We start from the raw sequence: 16,002 nt of genomic DNA, 5'->3' as shown, positions 1-16,002 counted from the left end.
GCCCCCCACGCGAGAGAGGGGCCGGCCGGATCACCGGCCGGCCCCTCTCCGCGCCCTCAGTGCGTCGGCAGCACGCACACCGTGTCGAGGCCGAGCACCCGGTTGAGCCGGCCGAACGCCAGCCAGGACCCCAGACTCATCGTCAGCTCCACGATCTCCGCCTGGCTGTACCGCGCCGTCATCCGCGCCCAGAACTCCTCGTCGAGTCCGTGGTGGTCGAGCGCATAGCGCTCCGCGTACTCGGCCGCGAGCCGCGTCCGCTCGTCGAAGGCCTCCGAGACCTCCGTCTCGCGCCAGGCCGCGACGAGCGCGTCGAAGCCCTCCTCGACCTTCACCCCGTCCCGGTCCGTACGCCAGTCCAGACAGAACCCGCAGCCGTTGATCTGCGCGATCCTCAGCCGGGCCGCCTCGAACTCGCGCAGCCCCAGGGTCGTGTGCGCGTACACCGACAGCGAGAAGTTCGCCGCCGCCGTCCCGATCTCCGGGACCATGTCGCCCCACACGTACCCGATCGGTTCCTGCCCCTCGGGAATGTCGATGATCACCGTGGTCTCCTTCCCAGCTTCCCGACCGCCGGCCGCAGCGGCACGTCCAGCGCGTCGTACAGTCCCGGCTCCGCCGCCGCCAGCCACTCGATCGCCCCGACGAGCCGGCCCACGGCCGTGGCGTTCCCGCCCGCCGAGCGGTTCTCGCCCTCGTCGGTCGCCGCCACCGTCACCTCGATCCGGGGACTGCCCTCGACGATCACCCGGTGCGCGCCCGCCCCGTCCGGCGGCACCGGCCAGTCCGGCGCGCACGAGGGATGGATCCGGGTGACGTGCTCGATCACGATGCGGGGCTCCCCGCCGACGATCCCCTGGACCTCGAAGCGGACCGCGCCCTGCGTCCCGGCCTCGAAGACGCCCATCGTCCGTGTCTTCACCGAGGACTCCAGCGGACGCCGCTCCAGCGTCTCCCGGATCTCGTCGACCTCGGCCCCGAGCGCGCGGGCCATCAGGCGTATCTGCCCGCCCCAGATCATGGTCGGCACCGAGGGCCACAGCATGGGCGGCTCGTACTCCAGCGGCTTGCCCATCCCGACCAGCTCCCGGACCGACTCCTCCTGCTCGTACGTCGAGTAGTCGAAGATCTCCTGACAGCGGATCACGTCCACCGTGGCGGCGAGGCCGCTCACCAGGAGCGGCAGCACGTCGTTGCCCCAGCCCGGGTCGACGCCCGACACGAAGAGCGACCCGCCGCCCCCGGCGACCGCCGCGAGCACCGGGTCCCGGAACTCGGGCGGCGCGTTGCGCTGGTCGTACAACGGATACAGGGCGGGCGTCACCACCACCGCGCCCGCCGCCACCGCCCGAGCCACGTCGGCGAGCGCCCCGTCGGGCCGGGTGTCGCCGGAGGCCGCGTACACCACCGCCCCCGGCCGCCCGTCCAGGATGGCGCCGACGTCGTCGACGGCCGCCACTCCGAGATCGCGTCCGAGCCCCGCGAGCCGGCCCGCGTCCCGGCCGACCTTGGCCGGGTCGGACACGAGCACGGCCGCGAGTTCGAGACCCGGATGGGCGTCCACGGCACGGATGGCCGCCCGCCCGACGTTTCCGGTACCCCACACCACCGTACGAATCATGCGCGGAGGGTAGCGCCGGGCACCGAAGGTTCCCAGACCCGCGACACCATGTTCTGACGGAACGTCAGAAAGTCGTCCGTCAGGCCAGCCGCAGCGCCACGAAGGGAATCGTGTCACCCGGCAGCACGTACCGCTCCACCTCCACGAAGCCGCGCGCGAGCGCGAACCGCAGCCCCTCCTCGTTCGAGGCGAGGACCACCGTCTCCACGCCCTCCTCGCTCAGCGTCCGCGCGTGCGCGAGCCCCCGCTCGTACAGCGCGGTCCCGAAACCCCGTCCCCGGTAGTCCGGCAGCGTCCGCGCGATCACGGTCGCCGCCGGGGTCTCCCCGTCCGGCGGACGCACCGTCGAGCACCCCACCGCCACGCCCCCGAGGTAGGCGACGTCCAGCCGGTTGCGACCCGCACGCTCCCGCACCTCCTCCGGGGAGAGCACCGCCGTCGGAATGATCGTGTTGTGCACGGCCCGCCAGTCGGCGAGCTGCTCCTCGGTCCGCGCCCGTTCGATACGAAGATCACTCATCCCCGCAGAAAAGCCTGCCGGAACCCGGCGGTCAAGCCCTTTCCGGAGCACGGCCCACACGTCCGTACGGGTGAGGGCGCGGTCACGAGGGCAGCGCGGCCCGCCGAACGGGTACGGATCGCCTGCACTGCCCCCGGCCAGGAGGATGCCGTCCCATGCCCGTCCGCAAGGGCGCCCCCGCGCTGCTGAGCGCAGGCACACTGTGCGCGGCCCTGTCGCTCACCGGCTGCCTGCTCACCGGCTGCGCGAGCCCCACCCCCGCACCCGCCGCCCCCACCCCCTCGTCCTCGCCCGCACAGGGCGACAGCAGGCCCGCCCCGGGCCCACCCGGCACGGCGGCGAACGACCTCGCCTCCGCCCCGGTCCCGGCGCCCCGGATCCCCGGCCTCGGCCCCACCACCCAGGCCCTCGTGCCCGACGGCACCACCCAGGCCTTCGTCGTCACCGGCTCCACCGCCGACTCCCACACGGCCACCGCCACGCTGTACCGGCGCGACCCGTCCGGCCGGTGGACCGAGGCGGCCGGACCGTGGCCCGCGCACAACGCCCTCGAAGGGTGGACCGAGGACCACAACGCCGGTGACCTGCGCACCCCCATCGGCGTCTTCGGCCTCGGCGACGCCGGAGGTCTGCTGCCCGATCCCGGCGCCCGGCTCCCGTACGACCAGGACGAGGAGTTCGCCATCAGCGGCACCGGCTTCGAGGGCGAACCCCTCGAAGGCTCCTTCGACCACGTGATCGCCATCGACTACAACCGGGTGTCCGGCCGCACCCCCCTCGACAAGGAACGCCCCCTCGGCGAGGAGAAGGGCGGCGGCGTCTGGATCCACGTCGACCACGGCGGACCCACCCAGGCCTGCATCGCCCTGGACCGGGAGGCGCTGCGCACCCTCCTGCGGGCCCTCGACCCGGCGGCGGACCCCGTCGTCGTCATGGGCCCGGTGTCGGCACTGGCCCGCTGACGGACCCGCGCGGCGCCGGGGCACGGGAGCCCGGCGCCGCGCCCCGCCGGTTCCGCGCCGGCGCCCGCGCCTCCGTCGGTTCCCGCGCCGGCCGCGCCCCGTCGGTTCCCGCGCCGGCGCCCGCGCCCCGTCGGTTCCCGCGCCGGCGCCCGCGCCCCGTCAGTTCCCGCCGCCCGACCCGACCGCCCCCCGGAACGAGCCCGTGTGCAGACGGACCTGCTCCGGCGTCAGATACGCGTCCGTGTACTCGAAGTCCCGCAGCGTCCCCGCCTTCGAGGCCAGGAACCCGGTCCGTACGTAGTCGTCGCCCGCGACCGCGTTGAGCAGCCAGTTCGTCATCACCCGGGCCTTGGCCACATTGGTCCGCAGCGCCGCCCAGTGGTAACCGCGCGCCACGGCCTGGGCGGGTGCCCCGTGCAGCTCCACGCCGAGCGGCTTCGACACCCCGTCCATCCCGCCCAGGTCCACCACGAGCCCGAGGTCCTTGTGCGTGTACGGATGCGTCCGTTCGCCCCGCAGCGTCGCGACGAGGTTGTCGGCGACGGCCTTGCCCTGCCGCATCGCGTGCTGCGCCGTCGGCGGGCAGATCGCCCCCTCCTCGCCCTTCGCGAGATCGGGGACCGCCGCCGCGTCACCGAGCGCCCACACCCCGTCGAGCCCCGGCACGTCCATCTCGGCCGAGACGACGAGCCGGTCCCTGAGGGTCTCCGCGCCGAGCGTGCCGATCAGCGGGCTCGCGGCCACGCCCGCCGTCCAGATCAGCGTCCGGCTCGGCAGCACCCGTCCGTCGGTGAGCGTCACCGCCTCGTCGTCCACCGAGGCGACCGACACCCCGAGGGACACCTCGATGCCGCGCTTCGTCAGGATGTCCAGGGCGGCGGCGCCCAGCTTGTCGCCCAGCTCCGGCATCAGCCTCGGCGCGATGTCCACCAGGTGCCACTTGATGAGATCGGGGTCGAGCCGGGGGTACCGCTTGACCGCGTTGGCCGTGAGCAGCTGGAGGCAGGCCGCCGTCTCCGTGCCCGCGTAACCGCCGCCGACCACGACGAACCGCAGCCGCGCTGCCCGCTCCGCGTCGTCGTTGCTCGCGTCCGCGAGGTCGAGCTGGGCGATGACGTGGTCCCGGATGTACACGGCCTCGGCGAGCGTCTTCATCCCGCGCGCGTGGTCGGCGAGTCCGGGGATGTCGAAGCTGCGGGTGACGCTGCCGGGCGCGAGCACCACGTGGTCGTACGGCTCCGTCACGAACTCGCCGGAGATCGTCCGCACCACGCAGGCCTTCGCCGCCGTGTCGATCCCGACGACACCGCCCGGGACGATCCGGGTCCGGTGCCGCTGGCTGCGTCGCAGCGACAGGGCGACCGACTGCGGGGTCAGGACGCCCGCCGCCACCTGGGGGAGCAGCGGCAGGTACAGCTGGTAGGAGAAGGGCGACAGGAGCGTGATCTGCGCTTCCCGCTCGGCGAGCCGCCGTTCGAGCCGCCGTACGCAGCCCACTCCGGCGAAACCGGCGCCCACCACGAGGATCTTCGGTCGCGTCACCCTGTCCGCCCTTCCGTATGACCGTCGTTTCACCCTTTCTATCGTGATTGGTGACGTATCGCTCCTCGGGTTACGTTTCCGCAGGAGACCGCACGGGCCCGCAACGGAAGGCGGAACAGCGCGCATGACCACGTACAAGGTCGGCTACTTCGTCGGCAGCCTGTCCGAGAAGTCCATCAACAGGATCCTGTCCCGCGCGCTGCTGCGCGTGGCGCCTCCAGGCATGGAGTTCGAGGAGATCCCCATCAAGGACCTCCCGCTGTACAACCACGACTTCGACGCCGACTACCCGCCGGAGGGCAGGGCGCTCAAGGAGGCCATCGCGGCCGTCGACGCGGTCCTCTTCGTCACCCCCGAGTACAACCGGTCCATCCCCGGCGGTCTCAAGAACGCCATCGACTGGGCCAGCCGCCCCTGGGGCACGAACTCCTTCACCCACAAGCCGTCCGCCGTCATCGGCACCTCGCCCGGAAAGATCGGGACGGCCGTCGCCCAGCAGAGCCTCCGCTCGGTGCTCAGCTTCTGCAACTCCCCGCAGATGAACGCCCCGGAGGCGTACATCCAGTTCACCCCGGGGCTGTTCGGCGAGGACGGCGAGGTCACCGACCCGACGACCCAGCAGTTCCTCACCGACTTCATGGCCGACTTCAAGGCCTTCGTGGAGCGCGTCCTCACGGTCCTGCCGCCCCAGCGCTGAGGCGCCCCGCCCCGGCGGCCGTCAGAGGACCGCGATGCCCAGCGGCCGCGAGCCCGCCGGGAGCCGACGGGTGTCGCCCGAGCCCAGGTCGACCACCGTCAGTCCGTCCCAGTACCCGTCACGGGTGAAGCCGCCCGTCACATAGGCGGTACGGCCGTCCGCGGACACCGCCACGTCCTCGTGCGGGCCCTCCAGCGGGTAGACCCGCTCGGCCCCGTCCGGCGTGCGCACCGTCAGGGACGGCCCCGCGTCCGCGTCCGGGTCGATCGGCCCCGTGCCCACGGTCAGCAGCGTCCCGTCCGCCGTCACGGTGGCTCCGTGCTGATGGGTGTTCGCGGTCATCGGCTCGATCGCCGTCCGGCCCGTCCTCGGGTCGACCACCGCGAGCCGCTCACCCTCGAAGGGCAGCAGCAGCTTCCCGTCCGAGGGCCGCACCGCCGCGTAGTGCGGCTTGAGCCAGGAGCCGATGCCGCCCTCCGTGCCGTACGGGGCGACCTCGATCCGGCGCGTCTCCAGCGTCCCCGCCGACACGACCGTGACGTCGAAGGAGTCGTGGTTCGTCGCGTACACCTCGGCACCGTCCCGCGACACGTCGACGTCGAAGGGGCGCCGGCCGACCGGGACGACGTCCGTCACCTTCAGCGTCGCCGTGTCGACGACCTCCAGGGTGCCGTTCCCGCCGGGCACGTTCACCCCCACGTACACCCGCCGCCCGTCCGGGGCGAGCGCGATGCCCATGCCCCCGCCCCGGTACTCGCCCGTGGTCACCGGCCCGGTGTCCGTCCGGTACGGGATCAGGGCGAGGCGCTCCCGGCTCGCCGTGTCCACCACGGCCACGCCCTCGGCGGTCGCCACCCAGGCCCGCCCGTCCGCGCCGACGACCAGCCCGTACGGAGCGGTGCCGGCCTTCACCGAGCCGGTGGCGCCCCGCGCGGGATCGACGAACGTGACCGAGTCGGAGCCGAAGTCGGCGACGAGCAGCGTCCCCGGCACGGCCGCGCCGCCCGGACCCGGGGTCACGGTGACGGGGGAACCGGGGGCCGGCGAAGCCGGGGCCGGTGATCCGCCCGTGGAGGAGGTCCCGGACGGAACCGTCGTCCCGGTGGCGGCCGCCGTCCCTCCGGAGCCCTGGGCGCAGCCCGCGAGCAGGACCACGGCCACCGCGCCGGGCAGCAGCACCCGGGCGGCCCGGGACGGACGGCGGAACTTCTGCATGACGGACTCCTCGGTGCGGCGACCGCGCGGACGGCCCCGCCGGGGGTCCGCGCCCTGCCCCGATCCTCCGCCCGGGCCCGCCGCACCCCGGTCGGCCGCACGGCCCCTCCCGGGCGGCGGGACGGCCGACACCGGGGTCCACCGATCGGCTGACCCGGAGCCGTGGGGGATCACCGTCCGAGGGCGTCCAGGAAGCACAGCACCCGCTCGGCGCAGAGCGCCGTCGCCTCAGGAGCGTGGTCGGGGGTGCCGCGCTCGGCGAACAGATGGGCCGACCCCGGGTACAGGAACAGCGTCCGGTCGTCCGCGCCCGCCACCAGCTCGCGCGCCGCCGCCAGGTCCCCCTCGTCGACGAAGAACGGATCGGCGTCCATGCCGTGCACCTGCGCGGGCACGCCCTCCGGCCAGGCCGTGCCGAACTCGGTCACCGGCACACAGGCGCTGAACAGCAGCGCGCCGAGGGCCCCCGGCCGGGTCTGCGCCAGCTTCTGCGCCGGCAGCACCCCGAGCGAGAAACCGGCGTACACGAGCGCGTCGGGCAGGCCCTCGGCCGCCTCCTCGCCCCGCGCCAGGACCGTTTCGAAGCCGGTCTCCTGGGCGAAGCCGACGCCGGCCTCCAGGTCCGTGAAGGTACGCCCCTCGTACAGGTCGGGCACGTGGACCGTGTGCCCGGCCCGCCGCAGCCCGTCGGCGAACGCGTGAACGCCCTCCGTCAGCCCGAGCGCGTGGTGGAACAGCAGTACCTCGGCCATGTCGTCATCCCCTGTGTCTCCGCACGAGACCCGTCCGCCGCACGGCACGGGCCGCTTCGGAAGGCAGCATGACGCAGACCACTGACAACGCCCGCAGGCCCGCTTCCCGGGGGAGGGGGACGGAGTGGAGCGCCGCCCGGTGCGGGACGCAGGCGCTTGTGGAGACGGTCAGAGAGCCGCCCGGTGCGGGACGCACGCGCTTGTGGAGACGGTCAGAGAGCCGCCCGGTGCGGGACGCAGGCGCTTGTGGAGACGGTCAGCGCATCGGCCGGTGCGGGACGACGGCGCCCGCCTGGCCCACGATGCCCGCGGGACCGCCGACACCCATCGGACCGCCGACCCCCATCGGAGCGCCGCCCCCCATCGGACCGCCGACCCCCATCGGAGCGCCGACGCCGGGATGCCCCGCTCCGGCGTGCACGACGGCGCCCTGCGGCCCGGGGACCCCCTGCGGAGGCATCTGGATCACACGGCTCAGGTCCCGCATGACCTCCTCGGCGACCTGACGGACGTCACCGGGAACGTCCCCCCGCTCCCGTATGAGCTCGGCGTAGATCGGTGCCGTGCCGTCCGCGTGGTTCATGGGGCTCGCTTCCTCTGTCTGCGCCGGATCCGTCACCGACGGGCAGACCGGGAGTCTACGGGGCACCACCGACACGCCCGGGGTCGGGCGCCGCATCGGCACCCCCGACGGCGGGCGGCCCCGGGAAAATCGGTGTTCCGCCCGGCCTCCCCGCCCGAGAATGGATCAACGCGACACACGGGAGGGACCCCCATGAGCCAGGCGACCCTGACTCTGCACGACCTGATGCCGTCCGACGAGCTCGCCGCGGCACTCGCGGACGGGCACGTCACGCGCAAGCACCACCCCGAGCTGCCGCTGTCGATCTACACGTACACGCGCGCGTGCCAGTACGCCCAGCACTGGAACAGCGCCACCACGCGCTGCCGAGGGCTCGTCGCCGACGACACCACCGGGCGGATCGTGGCGCTCCCCCTCCCCAAGTTCTTCAACCTCTCCGAGCACCACGGCGGACGCCCCTACGCGCCGCCGCTGCCCGACGAACCCTTCGAGGTCTACGACAAGGTCGACGGCAGCCTCGCCGTGCTCTTCCACTACGCCGACCGCTGGCACGTCGCCTCCAAGGGCTCCTTCACCAGCGGCCAGGCCACCTGGGCCCAGCGCCGGCTGGACGCCGCCGACACCACCGGCCTGACCCCCGGCGTCACGTACCTCGCCGAGATGCTCTACCCCGGCAACCGCATCGTCGTGAACTACGGCGAGCGCCGCGACCTCGTGCTGCTGGCCGCCTTCCGCGCGGACGGCACGGAACTGCCCCTCGCCGAGGCCGGCGAGGGCTGGGAGCCCCTGGGCTCCGTCGTGCGCACCTGGCCCGCCATGGGCGTGGACGAGCTGGTCGCCCTGACCGAGTCCAACACCCTCCCCGGCGGCACCCCGGCCACCGGTACCGACGCCGAGGGCTTCGTCCTGCGCTTCGCCTCCGGCCTGCGTGCCAAGGCCAAGCTCAGCGAGTACGTGCGCCTGCACAAGGTCCTCACCGGGGTCACCGAGCGGGACATCTGGCGCGGCCACGGCATCCAGCGCTTCGCCGGCCTCCCGGCCGGCGAGGTCGCCAAGGGCCTCGGCTGCGCCGTCACCGACGTCGAGGCCTCCGGCGGAAAGCCCCTGGACGCCCTCCTCGAACAGGTCCCGGACGAGTTCGACGCCTGGGTGCGGGCGGTGATCACCCGGCTGGAGACGGCCGCGGCGGACCGCGAGCGGGCCGTGGACGAGGCCTACGCCCGCGTGGCGCACCTCGCCGGCGACCGGGCGGCCTTCGCCCGCGCCGCGGCGGGCCTCACCGACCGGGCCCTGCGCGCCCTGCTCTTCCTGCGCCTCGACGGGCGCCCGACCGAACTCCTCGTCTGGCGACAGCTGCGCCCCGAGGCCACCGACCCCTTCGCCCACGACCAGGAGAACTGAACCGTGCCCGTCGTCCACCTCATGACCGGGCTCCCGGCCTCCGGGAAGACCACCGCCGCCCGCGCCCTCCAGGCCGCCGCCGAGGGCCGGGTGCGGCGCGTGAACCTCGACGACCTCCGCTCCATGCTCGACGTCCCCGCGCCGGACCGCGGCCGGTCCCACCGGCACGAGCAGACCGTGCTCGGCATCCAGGACGCCGCGGTCCGCGCCGCCGTCGACGACGGCTTCGACGTCGTCGTCGACAACACGCATCTGACCCCGCACATCCCGAAGCGGCTGAAGGCCGCCGTGGGCGGCCTGGCCACCTTCGCCGTCCACGACTTCACCGACGTCCCCGTCGACGAGTGCGTCCGCCGCGACGCCGCGAGGGACCGGCCCGTCGGCGAGGAGATCATCCGCATCCTGGCCGACAAGCACGCCAAGGCCACCCGGGGCGGCTGGCGGCTCACCGCCGACTGGCTCAACGACCGCCCCGCCGTCGGAGAGCCGTACGTCCCCGACCCGGCGCTGCCCACCGCCGTCATGTGCGACATCGACGGCACGCTCGCGCTGCGCGTGGACCGGGGCCCGTACGACTTCTCCCGCTGCGACCGCGACCTGATCAACGCCTCCGTGCGCGACGCCCTGCGGGCCTTCCGGCACAGCGAGAGCGACCGGATCGTGCTGCTCTCCGGGCGCAGCGAGGACCACCGGGCCCTCACCGAGAGCTGGCTCGCCCGCCACGAGGTGCCGTACGACGAGCTGTGGATGCGCGCCTCGGGCGACGGCCGGGGCGACGACCTGGTGAAGGCGGAGCTCTTCGACGCCCATGTGCGCCACCGGTACGCGGTCCGGGTCTCCCTGGACGACCGCGACCGCGTCGTCGCCCTCTGGCGCCGGATGGGCCTGCCCACCTGGCAGGTCAACTACGGCGCCTTCTGACCGGCCGCCCCGGTCGTGTCCGGCCGACGGGGGTGGGACCGCCCACCCCCGTCGCCGTGTCAGGATCGTGGGATGGTGGAGAAGATCATCGCGGCGTGCGACGGCGCGTCGAAGGGAAACCCCGGGCCCGCGGCCTGGGCATGGGTCATCGGCCGCGCCGACGGGGCGGTCGACCGCTGGGAGGCGGGCCCGCTCGGCCGGGCGACCAACAACGTGGCCGAACTCACGGCCCTGGAGCGCCTCCTGGAGGCTCTGGACCCCGGCGTGCCCGCCGAGGTCCGCATGGACTCGCAGTACGCCATGAAGGCCGTCACGACCTGGCTCCCCGGCTGGCGCCGCAAGGGCTGGAAGACCGCCGCGGGCACCCCGGTGGCCAACAAGGACCTGGTCGTGCGCATCGACGCGCTGCTCACCGGCCGGGACGTGGACTTCGTGTACGTCCCGGCGCACCAGGTCGACGGCGACCCCCTCAACGACGCCGCGGACCGCGCGGCCAGCCACTCCGCGCGGACGCAGGAGCCCCTGGCCTCGGCGGCCGGCTCCGAGCTGCCTCCGGCGGAGCCCGCCGCACGCGCCTCCACGCCCCGGGCGCGCTCCTCTGCGCCCCGTGCGGGCTCCGCGAGTTCCGGTGGGGGTTCCGCCCGCAGGACTCGCCCGTCCGGCGGCACCCTGAACGCGAAATTCCCGGGCCGTTGCCGCTGTGGTCGTGCCTACGACAAGGGCGAGACCATCGCGAAGAACTCCGACGGCTGGGGCCATCCCACCTGCGTCTGAGCCGACGGGCCGTCCGACTGGCGGGCGGCCCCGTCCGGCCCGTGAGACCGTCCGGGCCGGGCGTACGGCAGGCTTCACCCCCGCGTGGACGCGGGTTCTCCCGGGGTTCTGTTCTCGGAGCGGTTGTGGCTGCATACTGATCCTCCTCGCACCCGGTGGCGAACCGTTTTACCTGCTCATTTGTCGTTCTCACGACACCTTCGGCACCGGACGAGAACCCCCTCCTGCTGCCGCCGCGGCCTCTCCGTGGTGGTGGTCGTCCCTGCCCGTGAAAGACCCGAGGACCCGTGCCAGTACCTGTTCTCCTGACCGGGCGCTCCGTGCGCCTGGAGCCGCTGGCGATGCGGCACGCCGAAGCCCTCGCCCGGGCCGGCGGGGCGGACCGATCGGCCTACGCCTTCACCCCCGTACCCGACGGCCTCGAATCGGCCCTCGACTACATCGCCCGCGCCCTCGCCGATCAGGCGGCAGGCCGATGCCTGCCCTTCGCCCTGGTCAGTACGGCCGACGAACGAGTCATCGGCTCGACCCGCTTCCTCGAACTCGACTACTGGCGGGGACCGCTGGTCTGGCCGCCCGTTCCCGGCATGCCCCACGGCGATCCGCTGACCGCCGTCCCGGACGCCGCCGAGATCGGCAACACCTGGATCGCCGGCGACGCCCGGGGCACCGGGATCAACACCGAGGCCAAGTACCTCATGCTCCGGCACGCCTTCGAGGCCTGGGGCGTCCGCCGCATCACGATGCGCGCCGACGCCCGCAACACCCGGTCCAGAATCGCCATCGAACGCCTCGGGGCGACCTGCGAAGGCATCCGCCGGGCCCACTCCCGGGGCCTCGACGGCGCCGTCCGCGACACGGCCTTCTACTCGATCCTCGACGAGGAATGGCCCACCGTCCGGGACATCATCGAACTGCGCCTGTCCACCCCCCGGCAGGTCCGGATCCCGCAGGACCTCCTGCCCGCCTGAGGCCGGACAAGGGACGTGGTCACACCGTGACCACGTCCCCCTCCACCCCGTCCCGGAGGGACGCGGCACGTCCCGGTACGGTGGCCGGGACACAGAGCCGTGCCACCCGAAGGGACCGAGTGATCGTGCCGACCGGAACCCCCGACGTGCTCCTCCGGACGGAGGGACGCGCCGGGTTCATCACCCTGAACCGGCCCCGCGCCATCAACGCGCTCACCCACGCCATGGTCCTCGCCGTCGACGGCGCGCTCACGGACTGGGAGCACGATCCGGACGTCACCACCGTCGTCGTCGAAGGCGCCGGGGAGCGCGGACTCTGCGCAGGCGGCGACATCCGCGCCATCCACGACGACGCACGCGCCGGCGGTTCCGCCTCCGCCGCCTTCTGGCGGGACGAGTACCGCCTCAACGCCCGCATCGCCCGCTACCCGAAGCCCTATGTCGCCCTCATGGACGGCATCGTGATGGGCGGCGGCGTCGGCGTCTCCGCCCACGGCTCCGTCCGCGTCGTCACCGAACGCTCCCGGGTCGCCATGCCCGAGACCGGCATCGGGTTCGTGCCCGACGTCGGGGGCACGTACCTCCTCGGCCGCGCCCCCGGTGAACTCGGCACCCACCTCGCCCTCACCGGCACGCCCGTCGGCGCCGCCGACGCCCTCCTCGCGGGCCTCGCCGACGCCTGCGTGCCCTCGGCCGAACTGCCCTCCCTGGCCCGGGCCCTGACGGTTCTGCCGGCCGCGCAGGCCGTCGACCGGTACGCCGTCGCCCCGCCGCCGGGCGTCCTCGCCGAGCAGCGCGCATGGATCGACGCCTGCTACGGCGCCCCCACCGTCGAGGAGATCGTCGAGCGCCTCTTCGAGAGCGGGGCGCCCGCCGCCAAGGAGACGGCCGAGACCCTCCTCGGGCGGTCCCCGGCCGCCCTCAAGGCGACCCTGGCCACCCTGCTCCGCTCCCGCGCGCTCACCACCCTGGAGGAGGTCCTCGACCTCGAGTACCGCGTCTCCTGCGCGGCCCTCACCACCCCCGACCTGGTCGAGGGCATCCGCGCCCAGGTCGTCGACAAGGACCGCGACCCCCACTGGACCCCGGCCACCCTCGCCGAGGTCACGGAGGCCGACACCGCCCGCTACTTCGCCGTGCCGTCCGGCGGCGACCTCGGCCTGGGCTCGGCCTCCCCGGCCGCCCAGGCCGCCGACCGGGGAGCGCGTGAGGGCGCGTGACGGCGAACACCTCCTTCCAGCCCGTCCTCGACCGCATCGCCGAGGAGCTCGCGGAGCTCACCGACCGGGGCACTCCGGCCGACTACATCCCGGCCCTCGCGGCGGGCGACCCGCACGACTTCGGCATGGCCGTGGCCGAACTCGACGGGACGGTGTACGGAGTGGGGGACTGGCGCCGCCCCTTCTCCACGCAGTCCGTCACCAAGGTCTTCACCCTCGCGCTGGCCCTCGCCGGAGAGGGCGACGCGCTCTGGGCGCACGTCGGCAGGGAACCCTCCGGCGACCCGTTCAACTCCCTCGTCCAGCTGGAGTACGAGCACGGCATCCCGCGCAACCCGTTCATCAACGCCGGCGCCCTCGTCGTCACCGACCGCCTGCACCGTCTCACCGGCGACGCCTCCGGCGCCCTGCTCTCCTTCCTGCGCGCCGAGAGCGGCAATCCCGGCCTCGCGTTCGACACCGGCGTCGCCGCCTCCGAGGCCGCCCACGGCGACCGCAACGCGGCCCTCGCCCACTTCATGGCCTCGTACGGCAACATCACGGGCCCCGTCCCCGACCTGCTCGACGAGTACTTCCGGCAGTGCTCCCTGGAGGCGTCCTGCGCCGACCTCGCCCTCGCCACCGGCTTCCTGGCCCGGCACGGGCTCCGCGCCGACGGCAGCCGCCTGCTGACCCGCAGTCAGGCCAAGCAGGTCAACGCCGTGATGCTGACCTGCGGCACGTACGACGCCGCCGGTGACTTCGCCTACCGCGTCGGGCTCCCCGGCAAGAGCGGTGTCGGCGGGGCGGTCGTCGCGGTCGTCCCCGGCCGCTGCACCCTCTGTGTCTGGAGCCCCGGCCTGGACAGCCGGGGCAACTCGGTGGCGGGCGTGGCCGCCCTGGACCGCTTCACGACCATCACGGGCCTCTCGGTCTTCTGAGCCGCCTGCGGACCGGGTCGCCGGACCCGGTGGGTCAGCGCGGCCAGTCGGGGGCCGGGTCTTCGTCGAGGAGGGGCCGGAGGGCGCCCACGACCGCGCCGACGCAGACGTCGCGGAGTTCGGCGCGCGTGCACGTCTCGTGGGTCAGCCAGTCCACGCAGAGCACCCGCACGAAGACCAGCCAGCTCGTCAGGACGCCCGGCACGGCGGACCTCGCCCGGTCGTCGGCGAGCGGCAGCACCCCGAGCAACCGCTCGCGCAGGGCGTCGAGTTCGCCGGTGATGATCGTCTGGATCACGAGGTCGCCGGCCAGGACGCGGTTCGCCGCGAGGACGGTGTGGCGGTTCGCCGCGAAGTACCCGATGTGCGTGTCCAGGCCCTGCCGCAGCTGTTCGACCAGGGTGGCGTCGGGATCGAGGCGCGTCTTCGCGAGGAGCTGGTCGGCGGCCTCCTGGTACAGCGCGGCGAAGAGATCGCGCTTGCCGGGGAAGTGCTGGTAGAGCAGGGCGCGGGAGACCCCGGCCCGCTCCGCGACCTCCTCCATCAGCACCTCGTCGTACGGCAGGGCCGCGAAGAGCCCGGCGGCGACGTCCAGGAGCTGGGCGCGGCGTTCGGCGGGGCTGAGGCGTCTTCGGGGAGGCACGCCGCCATGTTACTTGACATGTGTCCAGTAAGTGGCCGTACGCTGGCACGCGCGCCACTACTGGACGCGTGTCTACTCGATGGGGGTCGCCGGACATGACCAGAGCCAAGGCACTGCAGGGGCTCGCCCTCGCCATGGGGTACGCCTGCGTGGCGATCGGACTCCTCCACGTCCTGCTCGGCAACGCCGCGATCCCGGGCGCCGAATCGGCCGGGCCCACGATCGACAGCCTCGGCCGGTTCCTCGGCGCGGCCTTCGCCGGATACGGGCTGGCCTGGCTCTGGGCGGCGCGCCAGGCACCCGTACCCGCCGGGGTGGTGCGCTGGCTCACCGCCGTGTTCCTGCTGGGGGCGCTGGGGCGGCTCCTCTCCCTCGCGGTCGAGGGACGGCCGCACGGCTTCCAGCTGGCACTGGGCGCCCTCGAACTCGTCCTGTCCCCGCTGCTGTTCTGGCTGGCCGACGCGGACGTGCGGGAGCGGGCCGAGGCCCAGCCGGTCTGACCTGCGGCACTCAGCCGCCGACGGTCAGGGCCGCCGGCTCGCCCAGGGCACCGGCCGCCGTCCGCCAGGCCTCCGTCACCGCGCCGTGCGCCAGCACCGTCGCGGCCGCCACGTCGTCCGGCAGCAGCAGCGGCGTGCCGATGTGGACGTGCAGGCCCGGCCTGCGGACCGGCGCGGTGAGCACACCGGCGAGCTGCTTCGCCCGCCCGCCCGAGGTGATCCGCCGAGCCCCGGCCTGCCCGATCGGCACGACCGGCGCCCCCGTCGCCCGGGCCAGCCGCGCCAGGCCGGTGCGGAACATCTCCGGCGGGTTCTCGGCGGCGTCCCTGCGCGGCGGGATGCGGCCCTCCGCGTACAGCATCACGTGTCTTCCCGAGGCCAGCGCGACCGCTGCCTGGTCCAGGGCCGCGGCGGCGCGCGCCGTGTGGCGGTGCACCGGTACGTGGCCCTCGCGGGTCAGCGCCCGGCCGAGGACCGGGACCCGCCACAGTCCGGACGTGGCCAGCAGGACGGGCTCGACGGCCAGCCGCCGGCGGAGTGCGGCGAGCACGAGCGCCGGGTCGGCGAGCGAGGTGTGATTGACCACGAGGATGCTGCCCGGCTCGACCCGGGCCCCGGGATCCGAGGTGACGGTCAGCCGCCCGAGGAACGGGACGACATGGGCGGCGATACGGCTGAGCACGGCGGGCCCCCTGGAGCCGAGGCGGAACGGTGACGGAACCATCGTCCGGGGGCCCGGCGGACCGGACATGAGCATCCG

The 16,002-nt window shown here is 74.0% G+C and carries 18 protein-coding genes; 9 read left to right on the top strand and 9 right to left on the bottom strand.

Translation table 11 applies throughout. The features are described from left to right. Positions 1-56 precede the first annotated feature (56 nt). The 3 genes from ABTY59_RS18980 to ABTY59_RS18970 form a co-directional block, all read right to left on the bottom strand. Complete coding sequence (locus ABTY59_RS18980) at positions 57-545, bottom strand: carboxymuconolactone decarboxylase family protein (RefSeq protein WP_352020117.1); 489 nt, start codon at positions 543-545, stop codon at positions 57-59. Beyond that, entirely contained in the window at positions 542-1,621 is a 1,080-nt protein-coding gene (locus ABTY59_RS18975) for an NAD(P)H-dependent amine dehydrogenase family protein (protein ID WP_352020116.1), read from the bottom strand. The genes ABTY59_RS18980 and ABTY59_RS18975 overlap by 4 nt, the downstream gene beginning before the upstream one ends. 79 nt (positions 1,622-1,700) lie before the next feature. Then, positions 1,701-2,141: a GNAT family N-acetyltransferase gene (locus tag ABTY59_RS18970; RefSeq protein WP_352020115.1), complete on the bottom strand. Its 441-nt coding sequence runs from the start codon at positions 2,139-2,141 to the stop codon at positions 1,701-1,703. 155 nt (positions 2,142-2,296) lie between these two features. Between ABTY59_RS18970 and ABTY59_RS18965 the strand changes: the two genes are divergently transcribed. Further along, positions 2,297-3,103, top strand: coding sequence for a hypothetical protein (locus ABTY59_RS18965; RefSeq protein WP_352020114.1), 807 nt, complete (start codon positions 2,297-2,299; stop codon positions 3,101-3,103). 159 nt (positions 3,104-3,262) lie between these two features. Here ABTY59_RS18965 and ABTY59_RS18960 read toward each other — a convergent pair whose 3' ends face one another. Continuing rightward, a complete protein-coding gene (locus ABTY59_RS18960) occupies positions 3,263-4,645 on the bottom strand; it encodes an NAD(P)/FAD-dependent oxidoreductase (RefSeq protein WP_352020113.1) in 1,383 nt (460 codons plus the stop codon). A gap of 124 nt (positions 4,646-4,769) precedes the next feature. Here ABTY59_RS18960 and ABTY59_RS18955 point away from each other — a divergent pair, with 124 nt between their 5' ends. Next, positions 4,770-5,342, top strand: coding sequence for an NADPH-dependent FMN reductase (locus ABTY59_RS18955; protein ID WP_352020112.1), 573 nt, complete (start codon positions 4,770-4,772; stop codon positions 5,340-5,342). 21 nt (positions 5,343-5,363) lie between these two features. Here the strand turns inward: ABTY59_RS18955 and ABTY59_RS18950 are convergent, their stop codons facing one another. The 3 genes from ABTY59_RS18950 to ABTY59_RS18940 form a co-directional block, all read right to left on the bottom strand. Beyond that, complete coding sequence (locus tag ABTY59_RS18950) at positions 5,364-6,557, bottom strand: YncE family protein (RefSeq protein ID WP_352020111.1); 1,194 nt, start codon at positions 6,555-6,557, stop codon at positions 5,364-5,366. 170 nt (positions 6,558-6,727) lie between these two features. Further along, positions 6,728-7,309, bottom strand: coding sequence for a dienelactone hydrolase family protein (locus ABTY59_RS18945; protein WP_352020110.1), 582 nt, complete (start codon positions 7,307-7,309; stop codon positions 6,728-6,730). Positions 7,310-7,565: 256 nt separating this feature from the next. Further along, entirely contained in the window at positions 7,566-7,892 is a 327-nt protein-coding gene (locus ABTY59_RS18940; protein WP_352020109.1) for a hypothetical protein, read from the bottom strand. 192 nt (positions 7,893-8,084) lie between these two features. Between ABTY59_RS18940 and ABTY59_RS18935 the strand changes: the two genes are divergently transcribed. The 6 genes from ABTY59_RS18935 (at position 8,085) to ABTY59_RS18910 (ending at position 14,099) form a co-directional block, all read left to right on the top strand. After that, complete coding sequence (locus ABTY59_RS18935; RefSeq protein ID WP_352020108.1) at positions 8,085-9,293, top strand: RNA ligase; 1,209 nt, start codon at positions 8,085-8,087, stop codon at positions 9,291-9,293. Positions 9,294-9,296: 3 nt separating this feature from the next. Next, positions 9,297-10,214 (top strand): phosphatase domain-containing protein, encoded by a 918-nt coding sequence (locus ABTY59_RS18930; protein WP_352020107.1) that lies wholly within the window; start codon positions 9,297-9,299, stop codon positions 10,212-10,214. Between the two features lie 72 nt (positions 10,215-10,286). Next, positions 10,287-10,988 (top strand): ribonuclease H family protein, encoded by a 702-nt coding sequence (locus ABTY59_RS18925; RefSeq protein WP_352020106.1) that lies wholly within the window; start codon positions 10,287-10,289, stop codon positions 10,986-10,988. Positions 10,989-11,275: 287 nt separating this feature from the next. Beyond that, a complete protein-coding gene (locus tag ABTY59_RS18920) occupies positions 11,276-11,959 on the top strand; it encodes a GNAT family N-acetyltransferase (RefSeq protein WP_352020105.1) in 684 nt (227 codons plus the stop codon). 125 nt (positions 11,960-12,084) lie between these two features. Beyond that, positions 12,085-13,179 carry an enoyl-CoA hydratase/isomerase family protein gene (locus ABTY59_RS18915; RefSeq protein ID WP_502995381.1) on the top strand — a complete coding sequence of 365 codons (1,095 nt, stop codon included), beginning with the start codon at positions 12,085-12,087 and terminating at the stop codon, positions 13,177-13,179. Next, complete coding sequence (locus ABTY59_RS18910; RefSeq protein WP_352020103.1) at positions 13,176-14,099, top strand: glutaminase; 924 nt, start codon at positions 13,176-13,178, stop codon at positions 14,097-14,099. The genes ABTY59_RS18915 and ABTY59_RS18910 overlap by 4 nt, the downstream gene beginning before the upstream one ends. A gap of 34 nt (positions 14,100-14,133) precedes the next feature. Here ABTY59_RS18910 and ABTY59_RS18905 read toward each other — a convergent pair whose 3' ends face one another. Further along, positions 14,134-14,742, bottom strand: a complete 609-nt coding sequence (locus ABTY59_RS18905) for a TetR/AcrR family transcriptional regulator (RefSeq protein WP_352020102.1) — start codon at positions 14,740-14,742, stop codon at positions 14,134-14,136. Positions 14,743-14,837: 95 nt separating this feature from the next. Between ABTY59_RS18905 and ABTY59_RS18900 the strand changes: the two genes are divergently transcribed. Next, on the top strand, positions 14,838-15,242 hold the full coding sequence (locus tag ABTY59_RS18900) for a DUF4345 domain-containing protein (protein ID WP_352020101.1): 405 nt from the start codon (positions 14,838-14,840) through the stop codon (positions 15,240-15,242). Between the two features lie 10 nt (positions 15,243-15,252). On the opposite strand, the gene ABTY59_RS18895 is transcribed toward ABTY59_RS18900, so the two are convergent. Then, entirely contained in the window at positions 15,253-15,924 is a 672-nt protein-coding gene (locus ABTY59_RS18895; protein ID WP_352020100.1) for a lysophospholipid acyltransferase family protein, read from the bottom strand. Positions 15,925-16,002 lie beyond the last annotated feature (78 nt).

It is taken from the genome of Streptomyces sp. NPDC096079 (assembly GCF_040303145.1).
In the GTDB taxonomy this organism is placed as follows: Bacteria; Actinomycetota; Actinomycetes; order Streptomycetales; family Streptomycetaceae; genus Streptomyces.
This window is presented reverse-complemented; position numbering and strand designations above follow the sequence as displayed.

Coding starts and splice junctions, on each gene's coding strand:
- ABTY59_RS18925 (WP_352020106.1), top strand. CDS start 10,287: ATGGTGGAGAAGATCATCGCGGCGTGCGACGGCGCGTCGAAGGGAAAC.
- ABTY59_RS18900 (WP_352020101.1), top strand. CDS start 14,838: ATGACCAGAGCCAAGGCACTGCAGGGGCTCGCCCTCGCCATGGGGTAC.
- ABTY59_RS18975 (WP_352020116.1), bottom strand. CDS start 1,621: ATGATTCGTACGGTGGTGTGGGGTACCGGAAACGTCGGGCGGGCGGCC.
- ABTY59_RS18935 (WP_352020108.1), top strand. CDS start 8,085: ATGAGCCAGGCGACCCTGACTCTGCACGACCTGATGCCGTCCGACGAG.
- ABTY59_RS18940 (WP_352020109.1), bottom strand. CDS start 7,892: ATGAACCACGCGGACGGCACGGCACCGATCTACGCCGAGCTCATACGG.
- ABTY59_RS18945 (WP_352020110.1), bottom strand. CDS start 7,309: ATGGCCGAGGTACTGCTGTTCCACCACGCGCTCGGGCTGACGGAGGGC.
- ABTY59_RS18965 (WP_352020114.1), top strand. CDS start 2,297: ATGCCCGTCCGCAAGGGCGCCCCCGCGCTGCTGAGCGCAGGCACACTG.
- ABTY59_RS18950 (WP_352020111.1), bottom strand. CDS start 6,557: ATGCAGAAGTTCCGCCGTCCGTCCCGGGCCGCCCGGGTGCTGCTGCCC.
- ABTY59_RS18955 (WP_352020112.1), top strand. CDS start 4,770: ATGACCACGTACAAGGTCGGCTACTTCGTCGGCAGCCTGTCCGAGAAG.
- ABTY59_RS18970 (WP_352020115.1), bottom strand. CDS start 2,141: ATGAGTGATCTTCGTATCGAACGGGCGCGGACCGAGGAGCAGCTCGCC.